General features: G+C 74.0%; 11 protein-coding genes. 8 read left to right on the forward strand and 3 right to left on the reverse strand.

What is annotated here, in order from left to right; all coding sequences use genetic code 11:
* Window positions 1-46 precede the first annotated feature (46 nt).
* Together ASD06_RS17925 and ASD06_RS17930 are read right to left on the reverse strand one after the other, a co-directional pair.
* Window positions 47-1,252 (reverse strand): zinc-binding dehydrogenase, encoded by a 1,206-nt coding sequence (locus ASD06_RS17925; RefSeq protein ID WP_056681284.1) that lies wholly within the window; start codon window positions 1,250-1,252, stop codon window positions 47-49.
* Window positions 1,252-3,582 (reverse strand): SDR family oxidoreductase, encoded by a 2,331-nt coding sequence (locus ASD06_RS17930; RefSeq protein ID WP_056680835.1) that lies wholly within the window; start codon window positions 3,580-3,582, stop codon window positions 1,252-1,254. Before ASD06_RS17930 ends, ASD06_RS17925 begins: the two co-directional genes overlap by 1 nt.
* Window positions 3,583-3,807: 225 nt before the next feature.
* On the opposite strand from ASD06_RS17930, the gene ASD06_RS17935 reads away from it, so the two are divergent.
* The 3 genes from ASD06_RS17935 to ASD06_RS17945 are packed head-to-tail and all read left to right on the forward strand — an operon-like array spanning window position 3,808 to window position 6,497.
* Window positions 3,808-5,199 carry a ferric reductase-like transmembrane domain-containing protein gene (locus tag ASD06_RS17935; RefSeq protein WP_082538183.1) on the forward strand — a complete coding sequence of 464 codons (1,392 nt, stop codon included), beginning with the start codon at window positions 3,808-3,810 and terminating at the stop codon, window positions 5,197-5,199.
* A complete protein-coding gene (locus tag ASD06_RS17940; RefSeq protein ID WP_056680840.1) occupies window positions 5,193-5,738 on the forward strand; it encodes an FMN-binding protein in 546 nt (181 codons plus the stop codon). Before ASD06_RS17935 ends, ASD06_RS17940 begins: the two co-directional genes overlap by 7 nt.
* Window positions 5,739-5,741: 3 nt before the next feature.
* Window positions 5,742-6,497: an FAD:protein FMN transferase gene (locus ASD06_RS17945; RefSeq protein ID WP_056680843.1), complete on the forward strand. Its 756-nt coding sequence runs from the start codon at window positions 5,742-5,744 to the stop codon at window positions 6,495-6,497.
* A 7-nt stretch (window positions 6,498-6,504) separates the two neighbouring features.
* Here the strand turns inward: ASD06_RS17945 and ASD06_RS17950 are convergent, their stop codons facing one another.
* The gene (locus ASD06_RS17950; protein WP_056680846.1) at window positions 6,505-7,305 is read right to left on the reverse strand and encodes an HAD-IIA family hydrolase; all 801 of its coding nucleotides are present in this window, start codon (window positions 7,303-7,305) and stop codon (window positions 6,505-6,507) included.
* 38 nt (window positions 7,306-7,343) lie between these two features.
* Between ASD06_RS17950 and ASD06_RS17955 the strand changes: the two genes are divergently transcribed.
* From ASD06_RS17955 to ASD06_RS17975, 5 genes are all read left to right on the forward strand, one after another.
* Window positions 7,344-8,741 carry an FAD-dependent oxidoreductase gene (locus ASD06_RS17955; RefSeq protein WP_056680849.1) on the forward strand — a complete coding sequence of 466 codons (1,398 nt, stop codon included), beginning with the start codon at window positions 7,344-7,346 and terminating at the stop codon, window positions 8,739-8,741.
* A 156-nt stretch (window positions 8,742-8,897) separates the two neighbouring features.
* Window positions 8,898-9,929 carry a class II fructose-bisphosphate aldolase gene (gene fbaA, locus ASD06_RS17960; protein ID WP_056680853.1) on the forward strand — a complete coding sequence of 344 codons (1,032 nt, stop codon included), beginning with the start codon at window positions 8,898-8,900 and terminating at the stop codon, window positions 9,927-9,929.
* A 190-nt stretch (window positions 9,930-10,119) separates the two neighbouring features.
* Window positions 10,120-11,097 (forward strand): type IV toxin-antitoxin system AbiEi family antitoxin domain-containing protein, encoded by a 978-nt coding sequence (locus tag ASD06_RS17965; RefSeq protein ID WP_056680856.1) that lies wholly within the window; start codon window positions 10,120-10,122, stop codon window positions 11,095-11,097.
* 146 nt (window positions 11,098-11,243) lie between these two features.
* Window positions 11,244-11,657 (forward strand): DUF3151 domain-containing protein, encoded by a 414-nt coding sequence (locus ASD06_RS17970; RefSeq protein WP_056680859.1) that lies wholly within the window; start codon window positions 11,244-11,246, stop codon window positions 11,655-11,657.
* A gap of 302 nt (window positions 11,658-11,959) precedes the next feature.
* Complete coding sequence (locus ASD06_RS17975) at window positions 11,960-12,955, forward strand: response regulator transcription factor (RefSeq protein ID WP_056680862.1); 996 nt, start codon at window positions 11,960-11,962, stop codon at window positions 12,953-12,955.
* Window positions 12,956-13,062: the final 107 nt, after the last annotated feature.

Raw genomic sequence — 13,062 nt, forward strand, 5'->3', positions numbered from 1 at the left:
CTCCTAGCGTTGTGCGACAAGCGGTTCGTCGGGTGGTCAGTGGTGCTCACGCGCGGCTCCGGACGTCGAAGCAGACCTTCACGGTGCCGAGCCGGCCGGCGGACTGGGCGTGGTCGAGCGCCTCGCGCCAGCGGTGCAGCGGGTAGCGGCCGCCGACGACGTCGTCGAGCGGTGCCTCCTGCGCCAGCTGGATCGCGACGTCGAAGGCGTCGCCCGTCGAGGCGTACGTCCCCGCGACCTCCAGCTCGCGGAACCACGCCGGCGACAGGTCGGCGGCCGACGGCATGCCCGAGAGCACGACACGCCCGCCCGCCTTGGTCGAGCGCAGCACGGTGTCGAGGGACGACGTCGAGCCCACCGCGTCGATGCCGACGTCGACGCCCCCCAGCAGCATCTCGGTGGCGCCGCTGAGGCGGGACGCCGGGCCCGGAAGCCCTTCTGGCGCAACGCGAAGGGCGCGCGTGGTGCGCCGTACGGCACGCATGGCCTCGTTGGGAGCGGCGACGTCGCTCGCGCCGAACGCTCGCGCGAGCTGCTCCTGCCGGCCGTGCTTGGCGATGACCGTGATGCGTCCGGCGTCGGTGAGGTGACGCAGGGCCAGGACGGCGAAGAGGCCGACCGCGCCCGCGCCCGAAACCAGCACGCTGCCACCGGCCGGCACCTGCGCCCTGCGAGCGAGCTGCACCGCGCAGGCGAGCGGCTCCACGAGCACGGCCCGCTCGTCGGAGAGGCCGTCCGGCACCGGGTGCAGCTGCGAGCGGTGCACGGTGAGGCGCTCGCCCCAGCCGCCGCCGGTGTCGCGGCAGAAGCCGGTCTGCAACCCGGGGGAGACGTGGCCCACGGTGACGTGGTTGCACAGGTTGGTGCGCCCGGTGCGGCACGGCTCGCACGGCTCGACCCCGCGGGCGGCGCACGCGAGCACGGGGTCGATCACCACGCGCGTGCCCCGCGGGAGGTCGTCGCAGTCCTCGACCAGCTCGCCGACGATCTCGTGCCCCGGCACGAACGGCATCGACACCAGCGCCGAGAAGTACAGCGAGGTGGACCCGGTCACCGCGCCCAGGTCGGACCCGCAGATCCCCGACAGCAGCGGACGCACCTGCGCCCAGCCCGCACGCCGCACCACCGGCTCGTCGCGCGTCACCAGCCGCACCGGAGCCATCGGCCCCACGAGCAGGCCGGGCACGCGACCACCCACCGCCTTCGCCGCGGCGTACCGCGGGATCGAGCGGAACATCTCGAGCGCCAGCATCACGGCAGGCTCACTCCCGTCGTGTCGTGCCGGACGTCGGGCACGCGCCCGCGCGAGGTCGCAGGCGGTGTCCGCCACGTCTCGACCGGCCAGCGGGCGGCGCGTGCGGCGCGGTAGAGCGCGACGTCGGGGGAGACCGCCGTGGGCTTGCCGACGGCGCGCAGCAGGGGCAGGTCGGAGTGGCTGTCGGCGTAGCCGTACGAGCGCGACAGGTCGAACCCGTTGACCTCGGCGTAGCGCACCAGCCAGGCTGCCCGCGACTCACCGACCAGCGGCGGGCTGGCGAGGAACCCGGTGGCCCGGCCGCGCTCGTCGACGGCGAGCTCGGCGGCCACGATGTGGTCGAACAGCGGCTCGAGCGGACGGGTCAGCGGCCGGACGGCGCCGGTGAGCAGCACCGTGTGGTGCCCGGCCGCGCGGTGCTCGCGGATGCGCCGCAGCGCGGCCCCGCTCACCCGCTCGAGCACGTGCGGGGCGATGACCTCGTCGACGAGCGTGTCGAGCTCGTGCAGGTCGGCGCCGGCGTACCGGCGGTAGACCGCGCGCAGGAAGCCACCGCGGTCGCGCCGCTCGGCGCCGATGTAGCGCGGCATCCGCTGCAGCAGACGGCCGATCTCGCGCACGCGACCCATGCCGTCGAGCTCGGGCAGCCGCAGCCACAGGTAGGTCTCGATCACGTTGCTCGACAGCAGCGTGCCGTCCATGTCGAACACCGCCAGCACACCCGACGGGTCGCCGTCGAGCCGGCGCGGCTTGGGGTCACCCTGCGCCTGCCGCTTCTTGCGGATGACGTCGTACTTGCGCATCGGCTCGGTGACGCTCGGGCAGTGGATGTCGCGGATGTACTCGGTCCAGTCGACCACCGCGGTGTCGAAGCCGAAGAGCTCGAGGTCGGCGGGGTCGAGCGCGCGGTGCAGAGCCAGCGTGTTGTCGTCGACGAACTGCAGCTCGACCTGGGTGTACGAGCGGTAGAGGTCGAGGTAGCGGCGCAGGAACTCGAGCCGGCGCTTGGTGCGGTCGAGCTCGCGCGAGAACTCGCGCGCGCGGTCGCTGCGCGGCAACAGGCCGAGGGCGCGGTCGGCCAGCTGATGGGCGCGTTCTCCTTGCACGAGAACGCGTTCGACCCGCTCCGAGCCAGGGAACCGCCACGTCGCCAGCGGCACGGCTCCCCGCTCGCCGAGGTCGAACGGGTGGCGGTCGAAGTACTCGCGCACCAGCTCGTAGAGGCGGCGGAAGGTCAGCGGGTTCCGCGCGCCGGACGACACGTGGAAGTACTGCGGCGCAGCGGGCTCGGGGTCGGTGGCGCACACGGCGAGGATCGCGTTGACCACGTGGTCGACCGGCACGATGTCGACGACCGAGTCCGGCGCGGCGGGGAACTCCGGCAGCTCGCCGCGGCCGTAGGCCAGGATGATCGGCTCGGCCATCTTGAAGCCCTCGATCCAGCCCGGGTGGGGCCAGGTGAGGGCCGACTCGATGATGCTCGGGCGCACGATGCTCACGGGGACGGCGGGCAGTCCGGGCGCGTCCTTCGACGTCCCCGAGGTGAGCTCCTCGACGACGCGCTCGCCCATCGCCTTGGTGAAGGTGTAGACGTCGGTCCAGCCCAGGCTGCGGGCGCGCTCACCGCCGGCCTGCTGCTGCTGCGTCCGCACCCACTCGCGGCGGCGGCGCTCGGCGTCCTGCGCCGACGTGATGGGCCCGGCGCGCCCGTGCTCTCGCTCGGCCTCGGTGCTCAGCCGGTCGAGCACGTCCGGGCGCCGCGAGTCGTCCTCGATCTGCTGGGCCAGCCGCAGGCCGGCGTCGCGCTCGACCCGCCAGTCGACGTCGTGCGCCACGGAGCGCTCGGGCACGGCGCCGCGCCGGCGGCCGCCGACGTACGCCGTCGAGACGTGCACGTAGTGGATCGGTGTCACCGACCGGGCGCTCGCCTCGAGCACCCGCTTGACGAGCCCGTGGGTGCCGACGACGTTCGTGGTGAAGGCGTCCTGGATCGGGGGGTCGAACGACACGTCGCCCGCGCAGTGCACGACGACGTCGAGGTCGCTCGGCAGCTCGGGGACGTCGGCGAGGTCGCCCTCGATCACGCCGACCCGGGCGAGCAGCGCCTCGACGCCGCCCACGCGCGAGGCCGCCGACGCGAAGGTCGGCTTGGCCAGCAGCCCGGCGACGCGGTCACGGCCCGCCTGCCCGGCCTTGGGCCGCACGAGCACCACCGGCTGGGCGCCCGGGATCTCGGTGAGCAGGCGCTGCAGCAGCGCCTCGCCGACGAAGCCGGTGACGCCGGTGAGCAGGATGCGCCGACCGTCGAGCTGGTCCCTCAGCCGCACCTCGTGCCCCTTCTGTTTGCGGTCCCGTGGCGCCGCACCTGCGGCGCCCGGGTGCCCTCGTCTGTGACGCGGGCCACCCGGCATCCAACCACTTCGGAGCCGACCGGCGCCCGGACGGGTCGACCCGCGAGCACCTGGCGGCCGCGTGGGCCGGCCTCGCGGCTCCCAGGCAACACCCAGCCTGCTCACGGTGCGGCTGCAGTCTGAGGGGGCAGGCTCCGCAGCATGAGCCACGACCTGCTCGCAGCGGTGCCCGCGACGCGCCCTGTCGTGCGGGCCACGCCGGGGTGGTGGCGGGACGTCGCGGCGGCGCTCGCCTGGGCCGGCCTCGCCGCCGTCGTGCTGCTGTGGATCGCCGGTGGAGGGCTGAGCGAGGTGTCGGCACCCGGTGCGGTGGCGACGTCCCTGGGGCGCCTGACCGGCCTCGTCGCGGCCGACCTCATGCTGCTGCAGGTGCTGATGATGGCTCGCGTGCCGTTCGTCGAGCGCAGCTACGGCCAGGACGAGCTGGCGCGGTGGCACCGCCTGGCCGGCCTCACGTCGTTCACCCTCATGCTGGCGCACGTCGTCCTCATCCTCATCGGGTACGCCGCCGCAGCGCGCACCGGCCTGTTCGCCGAGACGTGGGCCGTGGTGGTCACCTACCCGGGCATGCTGCTGGCCCTCGCCGGCTTCGTCGCGCTGGTGATGGTGGTGGTGACGTCGTTGCGCGCCGCCCGCCGGCGCCTGCGCTACGAGTCGTGGCACCTGCTGCACCTGTACGCGTATGTCGGCGCCGGGCTCGCGCTGCCCCACCAGCTGTGGACCGGCCAGGAGTTCATCACCCACCCCTGGGCGCGGGCCTACTGGTGGGCGGTCTGGGGTATCGCGCTCGGCTCCGTGCTCGCCTTCCGGCTCGGCCTGCCGCTGCTGCGCTCGTGGCGGCACCGGCTCGTGGTCGACCGGGTCGTCGTCGAGGGGCCCGACGTCGTCTCGGTGCACCTGCGCGGCCGGCACCTGCACCGGCTGCCCGTGCGGGCCGGCCAGTTCTTCAGCTGGCGCTTCCTGGACGGCCCGGGCTGGACGCGGGCCCACCCGTACTCGCTGTCGGCGGCCCCCGCCGGCGACACGCTGCGCATCACGGTGCGCGAGGCCGACGGGCGCCTGGCTCGGCTGCGGCCCGGCACGAAGGTGCTCGTCGAGGGGCCGTACGGCCGACTCACCGCCGAGCAACGGCTGCGACCGAAGGTGACGCTCATGGCGTCCGGTATCGGGATCACGCCTCTGCGCGCCTTGCTCGACGACCTCGACGCCGCACCGGGCGACCTCACCCTCATCTTCCGGGCGTCGGACGAGCGCGGGCTGGTGCTGCGTGAGGAGCTCGAAGCCATCGGCCGCGAGCGCGGCGTGCGGCTGCTGTGGGTGCTCGGCCCACGCATCCCCGACCGCGCTACCTGGCTGCCCGAGCAGGCCAAGCACCTCTCTGACGCTCAGGCCCTGCTGCGGCTCGTGCCCGACGTCGCCGACCAGGACGTCTACCTCTGCGGCGCCGAGCCGTGGATGCTCGCCGCCCGTGACGCCGCCCGCGCGGTGGGCGTCCCCGACCACCACATCCACCTGGAGCGCTTCTCATGGTGACCTACGACCCCGCTGCGGTGGCCGCCCGTGAGCGGGGCGTCTCGCGCCGTCGGCTGCTCGGTGCCGCGGGTGCCACGGCCTTCGGTGTCGCGGTGCTGTTCGTCTACCCCACCTCGCACGGGACGTCGCTCGCGTCGGGCCGCGCCGGCACCGCGGGCACCGTGGGGCTCACGGGGACGGCGTCCGGGGCGGCCGGGGCGGCGTCCGGGTCGTCCGGGTCGGCCGGTGCGGCCGGGTCGTCCGGCTCGGCCGGCTCGGGTGACGGCACCTTCACTGGTGACACGGTGCAGACCCGTTGGGGGCCGGTGCAGGTGCAGATCATCGTCTCCGGCGGCAAGATCACCGCAGCGGACGTCGTCCAGGTGCCGCAGGACAACCCGCGCGACCAGGAGATCAACTCCTACGCCGTGCCGGTGCTGAACTCCGAGGTGGTGCAGGCGCAGAGTGCCCAGATCGACACCGTGTCGGGCGCGACGGTCACCAGCGACGGGTACCTGCAGTCGCTGCAGTCGGCCATCGACGCCGCGCACCTGGGCTGACGCATGACGCGCCGCGCCGTCGTCGAGCAGGTGATGGGGCTGCCGGTCAGCCTGCACCTCGACGGCCCGCAGGCCCAGAGCCCGGCGACGTTGCAGGCGGTCGCCGACGTCTTCGCGCTGCTGCACGAGGCGGACGCCCGCTTCACCACCTACCGCGACGACAGCGAGGTCATGCGGCTGCGCGACGGCCGACTCGACCTCGCCGACGCCTCGCCCGACGTCCACGAGGTGCTGCGGCTGTGCGACCTCGCGCGCGAGCGCACCGGAGGGCTCTTCGACGCCTACCTGCCGGGCGCCGACGGACGCCGCGTGCTCGACCCGTCCGGCCTGGTGAAGGGGTGGGCCGCCGCCCGGGCCGCGCGGGTGCTCGACGCCGTGCCCGGCCTCGCGTACTCGCTTAACGCCGGTGGCGACGTCGTGGTGGGCGGGCAGGCACCGCGCACCTGGCGCATCGGCATCGAGGACCCGCGTGACCGCTCGCGCGTCCTCTTCGTGGTCGAGCGCTCGGTGGGCGCGGTGGCGACGTCCGGCACAGCGGCCCGCGGGGCCCACCTGGTCGACCCCCGCGACGGCGGCCGTCCGGCGTCCCTGCTCGCGGTGACCGTCGTGGGAGCGTCCCTGATGTGGGCCGACGTGCTCGCCACGGCGGCGTTCGTGCGCGGCGCGGACGCCGTCGCGTGGGTCAGCCGTCAGGTCGGCTACGCGGCGCTCGCCGTCCACGCCGATGGCGTCGTCGAGGCCGACCCCACCCTCGTGTGAGGGGCACTCAGTCGCCCGGGGTGAGCTCCTGGACGAGCGGCACGAGGTCGGCCACGGAGTCGACGACGCGGGTGGGCCGGTAGGGAAACCGCTCGACCTGCTCAGCCCGCGTCGAACCCGTGAGCACGAGCACGGTGCGCAGGCCGGCCTCGAGGCCGCTGACGATGTCGGTGTCCATGCGGTCGCCCACCATCACGGTCGACTCCGAGTGCGCGTCGATCCGGTTGAGCGCGCTGCGCATCATGAGCGGGTTGGGCTTGCCGACGAAGTAGGGCTCGACGCCGGTCGCCCGCGAGATCAGGGCCGCCACCGACCCCGTGGCCGGCAGCGACCCCTCCGCCGAGGGACCGGTCGGGTCGGGGTTGGTGGCGATGAAGCGCGCGCCCGCCTCGATCAGCCGGATCGCCCGCGTGATCGCCTCGAACGAGTAGGTGCGGGTCTCGCCGAGCACCACGTAGTCGGGGTCGCGGTCGGTGAGCACGTAGCCGACGTCGTGCAGCGCCGTGGTGAGCCCGGCCTCACCGATCGTGTACGCCGTGCCGCCCGGCCGCTGGGTGTCGAGGAACTGCGCGGTGGCCAGGGCCGACGTCCAGATCGACTCCTCGGGCAGGTCGATCCCGCTGCGGGAGAGGCGAGCCCGCAGGTCGCGTGGGGTGTAGATCGAGTTGTTGGTGAGCACGAGGAAGCGCCGGCCGGACGTCCGCAGCGCCTCGATGAACTCGCTGGCACCGGGGATCGGGTGCTGCTCGTGCACCAGCACGCCGTCCATGTCCGTGAGCCAGCAGTCGACCGGCTTGGGGGTGCTCATGAGGCCATCGTGGCAGGCCGGGCGCTAGCGTCGCGGCCATGACTCGGACGGCGGGCAGGGGCGGGGCGAGGCGGCTGGTGGTGATCGGCGCCGACGCCGCCGGCATGAGCGCGGCGAGCCAGGCGCTGCGCGTGGCCGCCGCCCGAGGTGAGCGCCTCGAGGTGATCGCGTTCGAGAGCGGCGAGCACACGTCGTACAGCCAGTGCGGGGTCCCCTACTGGGTCGCCGGCGACGTCGACTCCGCGGACGCGTTGGTCGCCCGCACGGCCGAGCAGCACCGGGCCAACGGCATCGACCTGCGGCTGCGCACCGAGGTGACCGAGCTCGACCTCGACCGCCGCGAGGTGGCGGTGCGCGTCCTCGACAGCGGCCGCACCGAGCGCGTCGGCTTCGACGACGTCCTCCTCGCCACCGGCGCCGCCGAGGTGTGGCCCGACTGGGCGCGCGGTCTGCCCGGCGTCCACCCCGTCAAGACCCTGGACGACGGCGCCACCTGGCGCTCGCTGCTGGCCGGACGCGACGGCGAGCCGCCCCGCCGCGCGATCGTGGTCGGCGGCGGGTTCATCGGGGTCGAGGCGGCCGAGGCGTTCGCCCGGCGGGGCGTCCAGACGCTGCTCGTGACGCGCGGCGAGGAACCCATGTCGTCGTCGCTCGACCCCGCCATGGGCGCGCTCGTGCGCGAGGGGCTGGAGCGGCTCGGCGTCGAGGTGGTGTGCGGCACCGAGGTCGAGGGCGTGGAGTCCCGCGCCGGCGAGCTGACCACGGCGTGCATCGGTGGCCACGAGCACCGCGCCGACGTCGTGGCGCTCGCGGTGGGGGTGCGCCCGCGCGTCGAGCTGGCCACCGCCGCCGGCCTGCGGGTGGGCGACCACAGCGGCCTCGTGCCCGACCACACTCAGCGCGTCGCGGACGGCGTGTGGTCGGCCGGCGACTGCTGCGAGGTGTGGGACCGCGTGCTCGAGCAGTACTGGTACACCCCGCTCGGGACGCACGCCAACAAGGCCGGCCGCGTCGCGGGCACGAACATCGGCGGTGGTTCGGCGCGCTTCGCCGGCTCGGTGGGCACCGCGATCACGCGCGCCGGCGAGGCCGAGGTGGCGCGCACCGGCGTGCTCGCCGACTGGGCGCGCCGGCACGGCTGGGACGTCGAGCAGGTGACGGTGCGGTCGACCACGGCGTCCGGCTACATGCCCGAGGCCGACCCGATCACGGTGAGCGTGCTGGGCGAGCGCGGCACGGGGCGCCTGCTGGGCGCCCAGATCGTGGGTGGGCGCGGCGCGGGCAAGCGGATCGACGTCGCCGCGATGGCGTTGTGGTCGGGGCTCGGCGCGCACGACGTCGCTGCCGCCGACCTGGCGTACGCGCCGCCGTTCTCACCGGTGTGGGACCCCGTGCAGATCGCCTGCCGCAAGCTCGCCGACGCCCTCTCCCGTTGACGCGCCCTCTCCCGTTGATCACGTTCAGTGGGCGACACACCGCTTGCCGAGGGTTGCATCCCTCGAGAAGTGGCCGGAACCCTCGACATCCCCTCGGCTCCGGCCGAGCCGGTAGGTTGGCGCCAGGTCCCGCTGAGCGACATCCGAGGAGCGCCCATGCCCATCGCCACGCCCGAGTCGTACGCCGAGATGCTCGACCGCGCCAAGGCCGGCTCGTTCGCCTACCCGGCCATCAACGTGACGTCGTCGCAGACGCTCATCGCGGCGCTGCGCGGCTTCGCCGAGGCCGAGAGCGACGGCATCGTCCAGATCTCCACCGGAGGCGCCGAGTACCTCTCGGGCTCGACGGTGAAGGACATGGTCACCGGGGCGGTGGCGCTCGCGGCGTTCGCGCACGAGGTGGCCAAGCACTACGACGTCCAGATCGCCCTGCACACCGACCACTGCCCGAAGGACAAGCTCGACAGCTACGTGCGGCCGCTGCTCGCGGTGTCGAAGGAGCGCGTCGACCGGGGTGAGCAGCCGCTCTTCCAGTCGCACATGTGGGACGGCTCGGCCGTGCCGGTGGAGGAGAACCTCCAGATCGCCCGCGAGCTGCTCGAGCAGGCCGCGGCCGCGCGGATCATCCTCGAGATCGAGGTCGGCGTCGTGGGCGGCGAGGAGGACGGCGTCGTCGGCGCGATCGACGACAAGCTCTACTCGACGCCGGAGGACGCGCTCGCCACCGCCGAGGCGCTCGGCCTCGGCGAGAACGGCCGCTACATGACCGCGCTGACCTTCGGCAACGTGCACGGCGTGTACAAGCCGGGCAACGTCAAGCTGCGCCCCGAGATCCTCAAGCAGGCGCAGGACGCCGTCACGAAGGCCAAGGGCCTGCCCGAGGGGTCGAAGCCGTTCGACCTGGTGTTCCACGGCGGCTCCGGGTCGCTGGCCGAGGAGATCGCGGCCGCCGTCGACTATGGCGTCGTGAAGATGAACGTCGACACCGACACCCAGTACGCCTTCACCCGCCCGGTCGCCGCGCACATGTTCACGAACTACGACGGCGTGCTGAAGGTCGACGGCGAGGTCGGCAACAAGAAGCTGTACGACCCGCGCGCCTGGGGCAAGGCCGCCGAGGCCGGCATGGCCGCGCGCGTCGTCGAGGCGTGCCAGCACCTGCGTAGCGCGGGGCAGCGCCAGCGCTGAGCGGCCGCCCGTTGATCACGTTCAGTGGGTGACACTCCGCTTGCCGAGGGTTGCACCCCTCGACAACCGGACGGACCCCTCGACAAGTCCCCCGCGGCCCGTCGTCCACAGGGACGGCGGGCCGCTGGCTTGTCCACAGGCGCCGACGCCCGGACGGCGGCCCCCGGCTTCGCGCCGTCACGCTGCCTCGATGCGCACCGTCTCGATCGAGCTCCCGCCGTCCCTGTCGTCCGCTTTCGTCAAGCAGGGGTCGGTGTTCAGCACGGCGCAAGCCGTCGCGGCCGGCCTGAGCCACCGCGAGATCACCACTCGCGTGGCGCGCGCCGAGTGGGTGCGGTTGCGGCGCGGCGCCTACACCACGCGCCAGGTGCACGAGGCGAGCGACGAGGCGGCGCGCCACGTCCTCGCCGCGCGAGCCGCCCACCTCACCCTGACCGCCCGCCACGCCTTCAGCCACACCACCTCGGCCGTGCTGCACGACCTCCCGCTGCACGAGCTCGACCTCAGCGAGGTGCACGTGACGCATCTGGACGGCGAGGGCAGCGGTCGGCACGAGTCGAAGGTGTGGCACCACATGGGCACCGTGCCCCCTGGCGACCTCACCAGGGCCGGCGACCTCCCCGCGCTGAGCCTGTCACGCACCGCCTTCGACGTCGCGCGCGTGGCGGCGCCGGGCTCGGCCCTCGTCGTGGCCGACGCTGCACTGCGTCGGGGGACGACGTCCGCCGATCTGCGCCGACAGCTCGAGGCCGGCATGGACTGGCCGGGCGCCCGATCGGCGTCGCGGCTGCTGCCGCTGGCCGACGGTCGGGCTGAGTCCGCAGGTGAGAGCCTCGCCCGGCTGGTCTTCCACGACATCGGGCTCGACCCGAACGAGCTGCAGCTCGACATGACCACGGACCGAGGTGAGGCCCGGGTGGACTTCGCCTGGACCCGGTGGCGCATCGTCGGTGAGTTCGACGGCCGCATCAAGTACGGGCGGCTGGTGCGGCCGGGGGAGTCGCCGTCGGACGTCGCGTGGCGCGAGCGGCAACGCGAGCTGGCGATCGAGCGGGCGGGCTGGATCGTCGTCCGGTTCACGTGGGCGGAGCTGCGCGACCACGCGCTGGTGCGGCATCGGCTGCTGGAGGCGATGGCCCGCGCGCGGGTGCTCTTCGGCCTCGTCTGAGGGCTCTTCTCGAGGGTTCTTCCCGAGGGTTCAGCCCGCTTGTCGAGGGGTGCAACCCTCGCCAAGCGGAGTGTCACCCACTGAACGTGATCAACGGGGGGAGAGGTGGCCGGGCGCGGGGGTGAGGGCTGCGACAGGATGAGCGCATGAGCCACGACAACCTGCTCGGCATCGCGCCCACCCACCTGCCCGACGAGCCCGAGCGCACGGTGGCGGCGGCCCTCGCGGACGGCACGCCGGCCGTCGACCTCGCCGCACAGCACCCCGCTGCGAGCCTGCCGTGGGCGGTGCTGGCCGAGCAGGCGCTGGCGGGGGGCCGGACGATCGAGGGCTACGCCTACGCGCGCACGGGGTACCACCGGGGTCTGGACGCGCTGCGCCGCGCGGGCTGGCGCGGGCAGGGCCCCGTGCCGTGGCAGCACGAACCCAACCGCGGGTTCCTGCGGGCCCTGCACGCGCTCGGCGCTGCCGCCGCCACGATCGGCGAGGACGGCGAAGCCGAACGCTGCGCGACCTTCCTGCGCGACTGCGATCCCTCCGCCGCGCAGCAGCTCGGCTGAGCCCGCACGCGCGAGAGCGCCGCGGTCCCCCACAGACCGCGACGCCCTCGACGTCGTACCACCCTGACCACTCAGCGCCCCGGACCCAGCCCCTTGGACGGCGGCGTTGCCCGGTGCCGACGTCCCTTGATGTCCCGCTGAGTGGCCCGAGTCCGCGGCCGACCCCTGCCCCGGCCGCGTCCTCGCCCACCCACGATGATGCACGCTCTCCGGCGATCTGTCTGTCCCTTACCTGCCATTGGCAGTAAGATGCCAACCATGACATTCAGTGATGTCAAGATCACGCACCGCAGGGTGCTTGCATGAGCACGGTCCTGGGCACCTTCGGGATCGGACCGGACTCCGAGGTGCTCTACCGTCTGGTGCTGCGCCAGGACGGCCAGACCGTGCCGGAGTACGCCGCCACGCTCGGCTGGGACGTCGACCACCTGCACGGTGCGCTGCGCCCGCTGCGCGAGCACCGGCTCGTGCGGCACAACCTCGACGACACGCTGGCCGCGCCGCACCCCCGCCGCACGCTCAACCGGCTCATCGAGCGCGAGAGCGTCCACCTCGAGCTGCGCCGGCGCGAGCTCGACGAAGTGGCCGCGGCGGTCAGCGACTTCTCCGCCGAGCACCGCGCCGGCCAGACCGACGTGGGTCAAGCCGGGTTCGGGTCGGCGCCGTTCGACGTCGTGCCCCCCGACGGCGTGGCCGCGCTCGTCGAGGACCTGCTGACCTCGACCACCGGGCCGATCCGGTCGTTCCACCTCGCCGTCGCGGCCGGCCCGGCCACCGACGCGGGCGTCGACAAGCGAGCCCGCGAGGTGATGCGCGAAGGCCGCGAGCTGCGCTCGATCTACCCCGTCAGCGTGCTGGACGACGCCCAGCGCCTCGCGTGGGTGCGCGAGTGGGCGGCGCTGGGCGAGCGGCAGCGCATGGTGGAGTCGGTGCCGGCCGAGTTCGCGGTGTTCGGTGCGGACGTCGTGCTCGCGGCGGCCACCTGGGGGGAGCCGGCGACCAGTGCCGTGACGCTGCGCTCGCAGCTGCTCGTGGCGGCCTTCACGGCGGTGTTCGACGACGCCTGGGCCGGCGGCCTGCCCGTGCCCGACCAGGACCTCGAGCAGGACGCCGAGACCCGGCTGCTCACCCTGCTGGCCAGCGGTTTCAAGGACGAGGCGATCGCGCGCTACCTCGGGCTCGGGGTGCGCACGGTGCGGCGCCGGGTGGCCGCGCTCATGGACGAGCTGAGCGTGCACACGCGCTTCCAGCTGGGCGTGGTGGCGGAGCGCCGCGGGCTGCTCGGCCGGCGTCCGTGAGCGGCCGGCGTCCGTGAGCGGGCGGCGTCCGTGAGCGGGCGGCGTTCGTGAGCGGGCGGCGTTCGTGAGCGGGCGGCGTTCTTCGGTAGCCTCGCGGGGTCCGCGGG

Origin of the sequence: Angustibacter sp. Root456, from assembly GCF_001426435.1 — a bacterium.
Taxonomy (GTDB): domain Bacteria; phylum Actinomycetota; class Actinomycetes; order Actinomycetales; family Angustibacteraceae; genus Angustibacter.